We start from the raw sequence: 13,538 nt of genomic DNA on the forward strand, positions 1-13,538 counted from the left end.
GAGTGTCGCCATGCAAATGATCTACAACAGTCCCAACTATTGCGTTGTCGAGTTCCCACCGCAGGACGGCCATAGCGCGATGCGCGCAGGCGGCTACGAGATCGTCGACAAAAACGCGCGCCGCGAGATCTTCATCGATGGCGTGATGGCGGCACGTTTTCGCGAAGACGTGCAAAAGCTGATGGACGAAGACCAGTCTCTCGACGAAGTCGACGAATTCCTCGGACAGTTCGACAGCCTCATGCAGCAACCCGTCGTGCTTCACTGACGCTAGCGCACCCCGCGGCACTCAACGCGCAGCGTCCTTCACACGAAACCCCGTCCGGCTTGGCCGGCCGGGGTTTTCTTTTGGCCGTCCGGCACGCGCCACAGCGGTTGCCGGCACGCGACGCTGCCCGCAGCGGAGCGTTGCCGCAGCGGCTACAATGTGGGGTTTCCCAGTTCAACCGGTACCACGCCCGCCCGCGATCCATGAACCAGCCCGCAGCCCTTGCCTCGCGTCCCGCCGGGGACGCCAAATACACGCGCGGCGCAGCGCTTCCCGCGCTGCTCGCCTCGCGTATCGTGATCCTCGACGGCGCGATGGGCACGATGATCCAGCGCTACAAGCTCGACGAAGCCGCCTACCGCGGCGAGCGCTTCAAGGACTACCCGCGCGATATCAAGGGCAATAACGAACTGCTCTCGCTCACGCAGCCGCAGATCATCAGCGAGATTCACGAGCAGTATCTCGCGGCGGGCGCGGACATCATCGAGACCAACACGTTCGGCGCGACCACGGTGGCCCAGGACGACTACGGCATGGGCGAACTGGCCATCGAGATGAACGTCGAGTCGGCGAAGCTCGCGCGCGCCGCCTGCGACAAGTATTCGTCGCCGGACAAGCCGCGCTTCGCCGCGGGCGCGATCGGGCCGACGCCGAAAACGGCGAGCATCTCGCCCGACGTGAACGATCCGGGCGCGCGCAACGTGACGTTCGAGGAACTGCGCCGTGCGTACTACGAGCAGGCGAAGGCGCTCATGGACGGCGGCTGCGACCTCTTCCTCGTTGAGACGATCTTCGACACGCTCAACGCCAAGGCCGCGCTGTTCGCGCTCGACCAGCTCTTCGAAGACACGGGCGAGAATCTGCCGATCATGATCTCGGGCACCGTCACCGACGCCTCGGGCCGCATTCTCTCGGGCCAGACTGTCGAAGCGTTCTGGAACTCGCTGCGTCACGCGAAGCCGCTCACGTTCGGTCTGAACTGCGCGCTGGGCGCGGCGCTCATGCGCCCGTACATCGCCGAGCTTGCGAAGCTCTGCGACACCTACGTTTCGTGCTATCCGAACGCGGGCCTGCCCAACCCGATGAGCGACACGGGCTTCGACGAAAGGCCCGCCGATACGTCGGCACTGCTCGAGGAATTCGCGAGCGCCGGTCTCGTGAACGTGGCGGGCGGCTGCTGCGGCACGACGCCCGAACACATCGCGGCCATTGCCCGCGCGCTCGCAGAGATCAAGCCGCGCCGCTGGCCCGGCCAGTATCGCGACGCCGCCTGACGGCAAGTTCGATCGCTGCTTCCGAGTCCCGCTCCAACCACACACGATCCGGTCCCACGCCATGACTGACCATACCCTGCGCCTTTCCGGCCTCGAGCCCTTCAACGTGACCGAAGGCACGCTGTTCATCAACGTGGGCGAGCGCACCAACGTGACCGGCTCGAAGGCTTTCGCGCGGATGATTCTCAACGGCCAGTTCGACGAGGCGCTCGCGGTTGCGCGGCAGCAGGTCGAAAACGGCGCGCAGGTCATCGACGTCAACATGGACGAAGCCATGCTCGACTCGAAGGCGGCGATGGTGCGCTTCATGAACCTGATCGCCTCCGAGCCCGACATCGCGCGCGTGCCGATCATGATCGACTCGTCGAAGTGGGAGGTGATCGAAGCGGGCCTGCAGTGCGTGCAGGGAAAGGCCATCGTCAACTCGATCTCGCTCAAGGAAGGCAAGGAGCAGTTCGTGCATCACGCGAAGCTCATTCGCCGCTATGGCGCGGCGAGCGTCGTGATGGCCTTCGATGAGAAGGGCCAGGCCGACACCTACGCGCGCAAGACCGAGATCTGCAAGCGCTCCTACGAGATCCTCGTGAACGAAGTGGGCTTCCCGCCCGAGGACATCATCTTCGACCCGAACATCTTCGCGGTGGCGACCGGCATCGAGGAGCACAACAACTACGCGGTGGACTTCATCGAAGCCACGCGCTGGATCAAGCAGAACCTGCCCTACGCGAAGATCAGCGGCGGCGTGTCGAACGTGTCGTTCTCGTTCCGCGGCAACGACCCGGTGCGCGAGGCGATCCACACCGTGTTCCTCTACTACGCCATTCAGGCAGGTATGAACATGGGCATTGTGAACGCGGGCCAGCTCGGCGTGTACGCCGACCTCGACGCGGAACTGCGCGAGCGCGTGGAAGACGTGGTGCTCAACCGCCGCGACGACGCCACCGACCGTCTGCTCGAGATCGCCGACAAGTTCAAGACCGGCGCCGCGAAGAAGGAAGAAAACCTCGAGTGGCGCAACCAGAGCGTGGAAAAGCGTCTCGCGCACGCACTCGTGCTCGGCATCACGAACTTCATTGTCGAGGACACCGAAGAAGCGCGCGTGAAGATCATGGGTGCCGGCGGCCGCCCGATCAACGTGATCGAAGGGCCGCTCATGGACGGCATGAACATCGTCGGCGACCTGTTCGGCCAGGGCAAGATGTTCCTGCCGCAGGTGGTGAAATCGGCGCGCGTGATGAAGCAGGCCGTGGCGCACCTCATTCCGTTCATCGAGGAAGAAAAGCGCCTGCTCGCCGAATCGGGCGCCGACGTGCGCGCGAAGGGCAAGATCGTCATCGCGACCGTGAAGGGCGACGTGCACGACATCGGCAAGAACATCGTGTCGGTGGTGCTCCAGTGCAATAACTTCGAAGTGGTCAACATGGGCGTGATGGTCCCGTGCAACGAGATCCTCGCGAAGGCCAAGGTCGAAGGCGCGGATATCGTCGGCCTCTCGGGGCTGATTACGCCGTCGCTCGAGGAAATGGCTTACGTTGCGAGCGAAATGCAGCGTGACGACTACTTCCGCATCAAGAAGATTCCGCTGCTGATCGGCGGTGCGACCACCTCGCGCGTGCATACGGCCGTGAAGATCGCGCCGCACTACGAAGGTCCGGTCGTGTACGTGCCGGACGCGTCGCGTTCGGTTTCCGTGGCGTCGAGCCTGCTTTCGGACGAAGGCGCAGCGAAGTACCTCGACGAACTCAAGGCCGACTACGAGCGCATCCGCGACCAGCACGCCAACAAGAAGGCCACGCCGCTCGTGACGCTCGAAGAAGCGCGCGCGAACAAGACGAAGATCGACTGGGCGAATTTCCAGCCCGTGAAGCCGAAGTTCATCGGCCGCCGCGTGTTCAAGAACTTCGACTTGAACGAGCTCGCGAATTACATCGACTGGGGTCCGTTCTTCCAGACGTGGGATCTCGCCGGCCCCTATCCGCAGATTCTCAACGACGAGATCGTGGGCGAGTCGGCGCGCCGCGTCTTTTCCGACGCGAAGTCGATGCTTGCGCGCCTGATTCAAGGCCGCTGGCTGCACGCCAACGGCGTGATCGCGCTGTTGCCCGCAAACACGGTGAACGACGACGACATCGAGATCTATACCGACGAGTCGCGCAGCGAAGTCGCGCTCACGTGGCGCAACCTGCGCCAGCAGTCGGTGCGCCCGGTGGTGGACGGCGTGATGCGCCCGAACCGCTCGCTCGCCGACTTCATCGCGCCGAAGGACTCGGGCGTGGCGGACTATATCGGCATGTTCGCAGTGACGGCGGGCATTGGCGTGGATGTGAAGGAAGCGCAGTTCGAGAAGGACCACGACGACTACAGCGCGATCATGCTCAAGGCGCTCGCGGACCGCTTCGCGGAAGCGTTCGCCGAAGCTTTGCACGCACGCGTGCGCCGCGATCTGTGGGGCTATGCAGCCAGCGAAACGCTCGACAACGACGCGCTGATCGCCGAAAAGTACGCGGGCATTCGCCCGGCGCCTGGCTACCCGGCCTGCCCGGATCACCTCGTGAAGCGCGACATGTTCGACTTCCTGCAGGCGGGCGAGGTCGGCATGAGCGTGACGGAATCGCTCGCCATGCTGCCGGCTGCGAGCGTTTCGGGCTTCTATCTCGCGCACCCGGACAGCACCTATTTCTCGGTGGGCAAGATCGGCCAGGACCAGCTCGCCGACTATGCAAAGCGTATGTCGCTCTCCGACGCGGACGCCCGCCGCGCGCTCGCGCCGCAGCTCTAAGCCGCACGGCGCGCCGCCCCGGGCGGCGCGCTTTCTCCCGTCGCGCTACCCCCTGTTGTCGCCGCCCGACATACGCCATCCGGCAAGGTGAAGATTACGCGCGTGCGATTTTTCGGCTTTGTAAGATGGCCCGGCAAGACCCGGTATCACCTGCATGACACCCGGCCACATGCGGCAACGCCGCGCCGGCTCGATCATCAGCAAATCCTTAAAACGCAAAATCGAAGCAACCTCGACGGAGAAATCGTATGAAGAAGCTGATGTTGATGTTGACCGCCTTCGGCGTCGCGGCGCTTGCGCAGCCGTCGTTCGCCCAGCCGGCCGCGCCGGAGCAGGCGAGCCCGGCGACGTCGTATTCGGCGCCCACCGAAAAGCACGTGAAGAAGCCGAAGAAAAAGAAGATGAAGAAGTCGGAGGCTTCCGCTGCCGAACCGGCGGCCGCCAGCGAGTAAGGCGAGCCGAAGGTGAACAAAAGCAAAGAGCCCGCGATGTTGCGGGCTCTTTGCTTTGGAACATCGAATCGGGCGGCGCAACCAGAGCGCCCTCACAGGCTGGCCGGCATGCGCCATGGCGACAGCGCAGCCCCACGCCCAGTCACGTCAGGTACGGACCTCAAATGCCCCACAAAACGTCGTTGTCTTCCTTCTTCGCGGCGCGCAGCATGTCGAGGAACGGAAAGGCGCGCTGTGCGAGGCCGACCGGCAGTTCGTGATGCACCCGGTCATCCTCGCCTTCGTGAAAGTGGCCTTCCTGCTCGTGACGGTCCTTCTTGTCCGTGGCGATGGCCGCTTCGAGCTTGGTGATGGCGGTGTCGAGTTCGTCGTGGGTAATGACGCCGCGCGGGCCGAGCCGCTTGCCGATGATGCCGAGAAGGTATTGTGCGAGGTTCTCCAGCATCGTGACGTCAGGCGCCGCGTGACATTTAAAAGTAACCAGCATGTCTGTTCCCTTTATGATTTTTTGGATCTGCGCGTGACGTTCCGGCCTGCGAAGCCAGACGGGCCAAGGCGACCCATGTCGCGCTACCTCATTTCACATATTAGCACCTGCTAAAATCCGTCAGGACGGAATTACCCGCAGGGTGCGGCGACCGGACGTTCTGGCATCAGGGACGCCGCCACGCCGCCTGCCGCAACGAGGCCCCCCGTGCATTGGCGCATGGCAGGAGGCCCGCCGCGAGGCTGGCGCCCTCACCCGTATTCGGCGGTCAGCGCCGGCAAGCCAGGGGCCATGCCCCGGGTTACGCCCCCAGCGCCGGCCCCGCATCCCATTACCCGCACAGGACTTGCAACCAGCATGCTGCCCGCACAGAAACACACCCTGGAGACCCTGCTCGCGCAAGCCGTAGCCCAAGTGGCGAAGGCCGCCGAAGGCGCGAGCGAAGCCGCATTCGTCGTGCCCGCGATCACGCTCGAGCGCCCGAAGGTCGCAGCCCACGGCGACGTCGCCTGCAACGTCGCGATGCAGCTCGCCAAGCCCATGCGCGCGAACCCGCGCCAGCTCGCCCAGCAGATCGTCGACGCCGTGCTCGCCCAGCCCGAGGCCGCAGGCCTCGTCGAGGCGGCCGAAGTGGCCGGCCCTGGCTTCATCAACCTGCGTCTCACCGCCAGCGCGAAGCGCGCCGTGATCGGCGCCGTGTTCGAGCAGGGCGAGGCATTCGGCCGCTCGCAGCGCGAAGCCGGCAAGCGCGTGCTCGTCGAGTTCGTCTCGGCGAACCCCACGGGTCCGCTGCACGTGGGCCACGGCCGCCAGGCCGCGCTCGGCGACGCCATCTCGAATGTGCTCGCCTCGCAGGGCTATGACGTACATCGCGAGTTCTACTACAACGACGCGGGCGTGCAGATCGGCAACCTCGCCGTCTCCACCCAGGCACGCGCGCGCGGCTTCAAGCCCGGCGACGCCGAATGGCCGGAAGCGGCCTACAACGGCGAATACATCGCCGACATCGCGCGCGACTACCTCGCGGGCGAAACCGTCGCGGCCAAGGACGGCGAGCCCGTCACGGGCGAGAAGGATCCCGGGAACCTCGAAGCGATCCGCCGCTTCGCCGTGGCCTATCTGCGCCACGAGCAGGATCTCGACCTGCAGGCGTTCGGCGTGAAGTTCGACCGCTACTACCTCGAGTCGTCGCTGTACACGGAGGGCCGCGTCGAGAAGACCGTCGAGGCGCTGGTCGCGTCGGGGCAGACCTACGAGCAGGAAGGCGCGCTGTGGCTCAAGACCACCGACTACGGCGACGACAAGGACCGCGTGATGCGCAAGTCCGACGGCACCTACACCTACTTCCTGCCCGACGTGGCCTACCACGTCACCAAGTGGGAGCGCGGCTTCACGAAGGTCATCAACGTTCAGGGCTCCGACCACCACGGCACCATCGCGCGCGTGCGCGCGGGCCTGCAGGCGCTCGGCATCGGCATTCCGAAGGGCTATCCCGACTACGTGCTGCACAAGATGGTCACGGTGATGCGCGACGGCCAGGAGGTGAAAATCTCCAAGCGCGCGGGCAGCTACGTGACGGTGCGCGACCTGATCGAATGGTCGGGCGGCGCGAACCCGGGCAGCGAAGTCTCGCCCGACCTGCTCGACGAGGCGACCATCCGCCGCGGCCGCGACGCCGTGCGCTTTTTCCTCATCTCGCGCAAGGCCGACACCGAATTCGTGTTCGACATCGACCTCGCGCTGAAGGAAAACGACGAAAACCCGGTGTACTACGTGCAGTACGCGCATGCGCGCATCTCGTCGATTCTCGGCGACTGGCAGGGCAAGTTCGGCGGCGATCCGGCCGCGCTGCCCAAGGTCGAGCTCGCGCCGCTTGCGAGCGAGCGAGCGCTCGCGCTCATCGCAAAACTCGGCGAATTCCCCGACATGCTCACGCATGCGGCCAGCGAACTCGCGCCGCACGCGGTGGCGTTCTACCTGCGCGAACTCGCCGCTGAGTTTCACTCGTTCTACAATGCCGAACGCGTTCTCGTCGACGACGTCGCCGAACGCGACGCCCGCGTCGCCCTCCTCGCGGCCACGCGCCGGGTGCTCGCGAACGGCCTGGCCGTGATCGGCGTGTCCGCGCCGGAGCGCATGTAACGAGACGCGCGAGACCCGCGCGCAGCAGCTTGTATGGGGCCGCCGCCTCGCGCGGACGGCCATTCCAGGATTCTCTTGTTTGCAGGTGATTCAGACGATGGCAAAACCGCGCCGCACTACAAAACAGCAGTCGAAGCAGTCCGGGGGAACCTTTCTCGGCATCGTGCTGGGCCTGATCGTCGGCCTTGCGATCGCGGTGGTGGTGGCGCTCTACATCACGCGCGCGCCCACGCCGTTCGTCTCGAAGGTCGCGCCGCCGGCCGCCTCCGACGTCAGCCAGAACAACGAGCAGGTCGACCCGAACCGCGCGCTGCAGGGCAAGTCGCCGGGCCAGCCGGTGCCGCAGGCCGCGCAAAGCACGCCGCCCAACACGGCGCCGGGCCAGACCACGAACCAGTCGCAGTCCTCGGGCATGCTCGAAGAGCCGCAGATCGTGGAAGTGCCGCCCTCGGGTTCGAACAGCAACTCCGCCAATAACAACGGCGTGGCGGTCGCGCCGCAACCGTCGACGGGTGAAAACGTCACGAGCGGCACGGCGATCGCGAAGAAGCCGCAGTCGGCCAGCAACTCGACGAGCAACCCCGCGCAGATCCTCGCGAACAACCAGCCGCAGAAGCCCGCCAACGCGGTGCCGGCGCCCCCGGCCGCCAAGCCCGGCAGCGTCGCGCCCACACCGGGCGACGCCAACACCGGCTACTTCCTGCAGGTGGGCGCGTACAAGACCTCGGGCGACGCCGAGCAGCAGCGCGCGCGCCTCGCGTTCCAGGGGTTCGAGTCGAAGGTGACGCAGCGCGACGCCGGCGGCGTGACGTACTACCGTGTGCGCATCGGTCCGTTCACGAAGTTCGACGATATGAACTCGACGCGTCAGCGCCTGTCCGACGCCGGTATCGATACGGCCGTCATCCGCTTCACGAAGCAGTAATCGCCGTCCGCGCCGCGCACCGCGCGCCCGCCCACCGAAGCCGCAGCAGAGCGGCAATCGCGTGAGGCCGGGCCGCGGCGCGCGGCGCGGCGTCCGTCAACGAGCAACACCCGCGCAGCACCCGCACGCGCCAGCTTCGCGCCAACGGCGTCCCGCGGCAGACAACCGGCCGCCGCCGGTCCAAGAACAGTGGATTCCTACGCCATGAAACGACTTCTCGGTACGCTTTTTCTCTCGCTTTCGCTGATCGCCGGTGTGGCCCACGCCTCGGCCGAGGCACCCGTGGCCGGCAAGGACTACACGGTCCTGAAGGCGCCCCAGGCGCTCGACGTGCCCGCGGGCAAGATCGAAGTAATCGAGTTCTTCTGGTACGGCTGCCCGCACTGCAATGCGTTCGACCCGTATCTCGAAGCGTGGATCAAGAAGCAGGGCCCGGACGTCGTATTCAAGCGCGTGCCGGTGGCGTTCCGTGACGATTTCATCCCGCACTCGAAGATGTACTACGCGCTCGACGCGCTCGGCCTCGCCCAGAAGCTCACGCCGGTCGTGTTCCACGAAATCCACGTGAACAAGAACTACCTGCTCACGCCGGAAGACCAGGCGAAGTTCCTCGCCACGCAAGGCGTGGATGCGAAGAAGTACATGGAAGCGTACAACTCGTTCTCGACGCAGAGCGCGCTGCAGCGCGACAAGGCCCTGCTCGATGCCTACAAGATCGACGGCGTGCCGACCATCGCCATCCAGGGCAAATACGAAACCGGCCCGGCCATGGTCCAGGGTCCGGAAGACAAGGCGCTGCCGGGCACGGCCCAGGTAATGGACTTCATCATCTCGCAGATCCGCGCGAAGAAAATGTGAGGGTTAGCGCCATGCAAGACGCGCCACTGAAGGTCTTCATCACCGGCGCGTCGAGCGGCATTGGCGCCGCGCTCGCAGCCGTTTACGCGCGGCAGGGCGCCGTTCTCGGGCTCGTCGCGCGCCGCGGCGAGGCCCTTGCCGGCTTCCGGCAGTCCCACCCCGATCACCCCATCTCCATCTATCCCGCCGACGTGCGCGACGCCGATGCGCTCGCCGCCGCCGCGCGCGACTTCATCGCCCAGCACGGCATGCCCGACATCGTGATCGCCAATGCGGGCGTGAGCCGCGGCGTGCTGACGGGCGAAGGCGATCTCGCCACGTTCCGCGACGTGATGGACACCAACTACTTCGGCATGGTCGCCACCTTCGAGCCGTTCGCCTCGGCGATGGCGCAGGCAAGACGCGGCACGCTCGTGGGCATCGCGAGCGTGGCCGGCGTGCGCGGGCTGCCGGGCTCGGGTGCCTATAGCGCCTCGAAGGCCGCGGCGCTCGCCTATCTCGAAGCGCTGCGCGTGGAAATGCGCCCGTTCGGCGTGCCCGTGGTCACCATCGCGCCAGGCTACATCCGCACGCCGATGACGGCGAAGAACCCCTACCGCATGCCCTTCCTGATGGACGCGGACCAGTTCGCCGCGAAGACCGCGCAGGCGATCGCGCGCGGCACGTCGTTCGCGGTGTTCCCCTGGCCGATGCGCGTGGCCGCCACGATGCTGCGCGCGCTGCCGCGCTGGGTCTACGACCGCGTGTTCGAAAAGGCGCCCCGCAAGCCGCGTACGGCGAGCCACTGAGCCGCTGCGGCTCGCCACACGGCGCCTCCATGCCATATGGGTATGTGGATTAAATTGTTGTCTCGGCAATTTCCCTTCGATAAGCTTGGCTCGTCCGGGCGCCCTTCTGAGCCTTCTCGCCTCTCCTGAATCGAACAAAACGGGGCGCCGCCCGCCACCGAAGAACCACGGAGATCCCATGCGCTTCACCTCGCCCACCGCGCGCACGCTTGCGCCTGCTTTCGTGCTCGCGGCCGCGCTTGGCGCCGCGTTCGCGGCCGCGCCCGCGCTCGCCAAACCGCTGACGGTCTGCACCGAGTCGAGTCCCGACGGCTTCGACGTCGTGCAGTTCAACTCGCTCGTCACGACCAACGCGTCGGCCGACGTCATCTTCAATTCGCTCGTGGCTTACGACGAAGCGCAGAAGAAGGTCGTGCCCGCGCTCGCGGACAAGTGGGAAGTGAGCGCCGACGGCCTGACCTACACGTTCCATTTGCGCCCCGACGTGGCGTTCCAGACGACCGAATGGTTCAAGCCCACGCGTACGCTCAACGCCGACGACGTGGTCTTCACGTTCGATCGCATGCTCGACGCGAACAATCCGTGGCACAAGGTGGCTGGCGCGAGCGGCTTCCCGCACGCGCAGTCGATGGGCCTCGTGAAGCTCGTGAAGGCGGTCACGAAGGTCGACGCGAACACGGTGAAGTTCGAGCTCAACGAGCCGAACGCCACGTTCCTCTCGATCCTCACGATGGGCTTCGCGTCGATCTACTCCTCCGAGTACGCCGACCAGTTGCTCAAGGCCGGCCAGCAGGTCGACCTCAACGCGAAGCCGGTGGGCACGGGCCCGTTCGTGCTCAAGAGCTACACGAAGGACGCGGTGATCCGCTACGACGTGAACCCGACCTACTGGGGGCCGAAACCGAAGGCGGACCGCCTGATCTACGCGATCACACCCGACGCCGCCGTGCGCGCGCAGAAGGTGAAGGCCGGCGAATGCCAGATCGCGCTCTCGCCCAAGCCCCAGGACGTGGCTTCGGCGAAGGACGACAAGTCGCTCAAGGTGGTGGAGACGCCCGCGTTCATGACGGCGTTCGTCGCGCTCAATACGCAGAAGAAGCCGCTCGACAACCAGAAGGTGCGCCAGGCGCTGAACATGGCGTTCGACCGCACGACGTACCTGAAGGCGATTTTCGACGATACCGCCACGCCCGCGACGAACCCCTGGCCGCCCATCACCTGGGGCTACGACAAGTCGATCCAGCCGTATCCGTATGACCCGGCGAAGGCGAAACAGCTGCTCGCCGACGCGGGCTTCCCCAACGGCTTCGCGACGACGATCTGGGTGCGCCCGAACGGCAGCGTGCTGAACCCGAACCCGCGTGCGGGCGCGGAGCTTTTGCAGGCCGATTTCGCGAAGATCGGCGTGAAGGCGGAGATCAAGGTGATCGAGTGGGGCGAGTTGATCAAGCAGGCGAAGCAAGGCCAGCACGACACGCTCTTCATGGGCTGGGCCGGCGACAATGGCGACCCCGACAACTATCTCTCGCCGCTCTTTAGCTGCAATGCGGTGCAGTCGGGCATCAACTTCGCGCGCTTTTGCGATCCGCAACTCGACAAGCTGATCGCCGAAGGCAAGGCCACCGCCGACCAGGCGAAGCGCGTGAAGCTCTACGAAGCCGCCCAGCAGATCATCCACGACGAGGCGCTGTGGATTCCGCTTGGCTACCCGACCGCCGCCGCCATCACGCGCACGAACGTGAGCGGCTATCAGGTGAGTCCGTTCGGACGCCAGAACTTCGCGAGCGTCGCGGTGCAGTAACGGTACGAGCGCCGGGCGTTCGCGCCCGGCGCCCCGATTACAGACCTGCCCCGACGATCACGAATTGAAACACGCCCGCCTGCGCCAAACATGCGGGAAGCCCGCCGCAGGCGGGCGAGTGCCCTTTCCTCTCATTACCGCCGGTAAAATTCGCGCGCAGTTTGTTGCAGTTTGGTAACTCAAGCCGCCGAGCGCCCAGCTACATTGAAGCCATCGAATCTTCAACCGAAGGGGCTCAAAATGAAAACCAAACTCTTTGCCGCGCTGGGTGCTGGAGCGCTCATCCTGGCCGCCTCGCAAACCGCGATGGCCGGCGTGGTAGTCGGCCTGAACGTCGGCGTGCCCGCTCCCGTTTATGTTGCACCGGCGCCGGTGTATGTCGCGCCGCAGCCCGTGTATGTCGCGCCGCGTCCGGTCTACGTCGCGCCGCCCGTGCGCGTGGCCTACGCGCCGGCTGTCGTGGTCGGCTGGCACGGCGACCGCTACTGGGACGGCCGTCGCTGGTACGGCCGCAACGAATGGCATGGCCGTCGCGGCTGGTACTAAATCCGCAGCCTGAATGCAGAGCGCCTCGCAAATTGCGAGGCGCTTTTTTTACGCGGTGTCGTTACGTCGCGCCCGGATTACTTGCGGTCTGCGACGATCTGATCGAACGTGCCGCCATCGGCGAAATGCGTCGCCTGCGCGTTCTGCCAGCTGCCAAACACCTGCTCGACCGTGAAGGTCTTGATCGGCTTGAACTCGTTTGTGTGCCTCGCGAGCACCGCGGCATCGCGCGGACGCAGATGGTGCTGCGCGATGATCTCCTGCGCGGCGGGCGAATACAGATAGTCGAGATACGCCTGCGCGCTCTTGCGCGTGCCGCGCTTGTCCACGACCTTGTCGACGATCGTCACCGGCGGCTCCGCCAGCAGACTCACCGAGGGATAGACGGCTTCGAAGTCCTTCGCACCCACGCCCGTATCGATGAGCGCCACTTCGTTTTCGAAGGTCACAAGGACGTCGCCGATACCGCGCTGCGTGAAGGTCGTCGTGGCGCCCCGGCCGCCCGCGTCCAGCACCGGCACGTTCTTCAGGAGCGCGCGTTCGAAGTCGAGCGCCTGGGCGTCGCTCGCGCCCTGCTGTTTGCGGTAGCCCCACGCGGCCAGATACGCGTAGCGTCCATTGCCCGACGTCTTCGGATTGGCGATCACGACCTGCAAGCGAGGTTTGGCGAGATCGTCCCAGTCCTTGATGTGTTTGGGGTTGCCTTTGCGCACGAGGAACACCATCGTCGTCGTATAGGGCGCGCTCGCGTCGGGCAAGCGCGTGCGCCAGTTGGCGGGCACGAGATGACCCTGCTGCGCGAGCAGGTCGATGTCGTTGGGCTGGTTCATCGTCACGACATCGGCCTGCAGGCCTTGCAGCACCGAGAGCGCCTGCGCGCTCGACGCGCCGTGCGACTGCTTGATCGACAGGGTCTCGCCGGTCTTCTTCTGATAGTCGGCGATGAAGCTCGCGTTGATGTCCTTGTACAGCTCGCGCGTCACGTCGTACGAGACATTCAGCAACGACGTTTCGGCGTGCGCCGCCGCTGCACTCAATGCGATGATGCCCGCGCCGAGCCAGCGCGCCGTGCGTCCCAAACCTGCCATGGTGATCCCCGTCTGTCGTTGAAAGGCGTTTCGGCCTACCTGCATGATTTTCGTAAGCAGACCGAACGCTCGATTCTAGCGAGCCGGGGCGCACGGCTTATACCGATGCGAGCTTTGCTTTGCGGCTTTC

General features: G+C 65.5%; 12 protein-coding genes. 10 read left to right on the plus strand and 2 right to left on the minus strand.

Annotated elements, in window-relative coordinates; all coding sequences use genetic code 11:
* The first annotated feature begins 10 nt into the window (after positions 1-10).
* From M3I56_RS03690 to M3I56_RS03705, 4 genes are all read left to right on the plus strand, one after another.
* Positions 11-268: a DUF3567 domain-containing protein gene (locus M3I56_RS03690; protein WP_028201771.1), complete on the plus strand. Its 258-nt coding sequence runs from the start codon at positions 11-13 to the stop codon at positions 266-268.
* Positions 269-471: 203 nt separating this feature from the next.
* On the plus strand, positions 472-1,542 hold the full coding sequence (locus M3I56_RS03695; protein ID WP_254352594.1) for a homocysteine S-methyltransferase family protein: 1,071 nt from the start codon (positions 472-474) through the stop codon (positions 1,540-1,542).
* A gap of 61 nt (positions 1,543-1,603) precedes the next feature.
* On the plus strand, positions 1,604-4,321 hold the full coding sequence (metH, locus tag M3I56_RS03700) for a methionine synthase (RefSeq protein ID WP_254352595.1): 2,718 nt from the start codon (positions 1,604-1,606) through the stop codon (positions 4,319-4,321).
* A gap of 248 nt (positions 4,322-4,569) precedes the next feature.
* Positions 4,570-4,773 carry a hypothetical protein gene (locus M3I56_RS03705; protein ID WP_028201768.1) on the plus strand — a complete coding sequence of 68 codons (204 nt, stop codon included), beginning with the start codon at positions 4,570-4,572 and terminating at the stop codon, positions 4,771-4,773.
* Between the two features lie 160 nt (positions 4,774-4,933).
* Here the strand turns inward: M3I56_RS03705 and M3I56_RS03710 are convergent, their stop codons facing one another.
* Positions 4,934-5,260: a DUF1840 domain-containing protein gene (locus M3I56_RS03710; protein ID WP_035512106.1), complete on the minus strand. Its 327-nt coding sequence runs from the start codon at positions 5,258-5,260 to the stop codon at positions 4,934-4,936.
* A gap of 357 nt (positions 5,261-5,617) precedes the next feature.
* On the opposite strand from M3I56_RS03710, the gene argS reads away from it, so the two are divergent.
* The 6 genes from argS to M3I56_RS03740 all read left to right on the plus strand — a co-directional run bounded on the left by argS (position 5,618) and on the right by M3I56_RS03740 (position 12,320).
* A complete protein-coding gene (gene argS, locus M3I56_RS03715; RefSeq protein WP_254352596.1) occupies positions 5,618-7,402 on the plus strand; it encodes an arginine--tRNA ligase in 1,785 nt (594 codons plus the stop codon).
* A 97-nt stretch (positions 7,403-7,499) separates the two neighbouring features.
* Positions 7,500-8,327, plus strand: a complete 828-nt coding sequence (locus M3I56_RS03720) for an SPOR domain-containing protein (protein WP_375541673.1) — start codon at positions 7,500-7,502, stop codon at positions 8,325-8,327.
* Between the two features lie 204 nt (positions 8,328-8,531).
* The gene (locus tag M3I56_RS03725; protein ID WP_254352598.1) at positions 8,532-9,185 is read left to right on the plus strand and encodes a thiol:disulfide interchange protein DsbA/DsbL; all 654 of its coding nucleotides are present in this window, start codon (positions 8,532-8,534) and stop codon (positions 9,183-9,185) included.
* Between the two features lie 11 nt (positions 9,186-9,196).
* Positions 9,197-9,973 (plus strand): SDR family oxidoreductase, encoded by a 777-nt coding sequence (locus tag M3I56_RS03730; RefSeq protein ID WP_035512105.1) that lies wholly within the window; start codon positions 9,197-9,199, stop codon positions 9,971-9,973.
* A gap of 178 nt (positions 9,974-10,151) precedes the next feature.
* On the plus strand, positions 10,152-11,774 hold the full coding sequence (locus M3I56_RS03735) for an ABC transporter substrate-binding protein (RefSeq protein ID WP_254352599.1): 1,623 nt from the start codon (positions 10,152-10,154) through the stop codon (positions 11,772-11,774).
* A 240-nt stretch (positions 11,775-12,014) separates the two neighbouring features.
* Positions 12,015-12,320 carry a hypothetical protein gene (locus M3I56_RS03740; RefSeq protein ID WP_254352600.1) on the plus strand — a complete coding sequence of 102 codons (306 nt, stop codon included), beginning with the start codon at positions 12,015-12,017 and terminating at the stop codon, positions 12,318-12,320.
* 77 nt (positions 12,321-12,397) lie between these two features.
* Here M3I56_RS03740 and M3I56_RS03745 read toward each other — a convergent pair whose 3' ends face one another.
* Positions 12,398-13,408, minus strand: coding sequence for a sulfate ABC transporter substrate-binding protein (locus M3I56_RS03745; protein WP_254352601.1), 1,011 nt, complete (start codon positions 13,406-13,408; stop codon positions 12,398-12,400).
* Positions 13,409-13,538 lie beyond the last annotated feature (130 nt).

The organism is Paraburkholderia sp. CNPSo 3281 (assembly GCF_024206515.1).
In the GTDB taxonomy this organism is placed as follows: Bacteria; Pseudomonadota; Gammaproteobacteria; order Burkholderiales; family Burkholderiaceae; genus Paraburkholderia; species Paraburkholderia nodosa.